This window comes from Rhizobium sp. 18055 (assembly GCF_902706285.1).
In the GTDB taxonomy this organism is placed as follows: domain Bacteria; phylum Pseudomonadota; class Alphaproteobacteria; order Rhizobiales; family Rhizobiaceae; genus Rhizobium.
In genome coordinates this window covers 1-409 of sequence record NZ_CACSKD010000394.1, presented here as the reverse complement: position 1 = coordinate 409, position 409 = coordinate 1, and the positions used below count along the sequence as shown (strand labels likewise).

Annotated in this window: 1 protein-coding gene; it reads right to left on the bottom strand. The window is 67.0% G+C overall.

Annotated features, from left to right (window positions below; genetic code table 11):
• Positions 1 to 409 (bottom strand): replication initiator protein A (locus GVL52_RS29670; protein ID WP_200848044.1); only part of this gene is annotated, 409 nt, incomplete at both ends.

The window sequence follows — 409 nt, the reverse complement described above, 5'->3', positions numbered from 1 at the left end:
CCCCAAGGGCGTGCCCTTGGCATCGGCCAGCTCTTTCCACTCGTTGATCCACGAGAAGCGGTGCAGCCGCCGCCCGGTCGTCTCGCGGATCGACGTGGCCACGGTCGTGGACTGCAGGCGATCCAGCGCGGCTTTGAGGCGTTGGTAGTCGCGCAGCGACGTACCGCGCCCGATGAAGCGCAGGATCTCGTAGGCCGTGGCTTGCATCAGCCGCGACGGGCGCAAGCCCGCGTCGCGTGCTTCGACGATCTGCGAGGCAGCCCAAATGAGCACGTCCGCGTCCCAAATCGTGGCGATGCCATGCTCCTGCGTGCCTTCCACGCGGATGGTGACGTTCCCGCTGCGAAAGTCGATCGGCGCCACGCGCCGCGACTTCGCCAGCGAGAAGAACGGGAAGGCCATCAAGTCC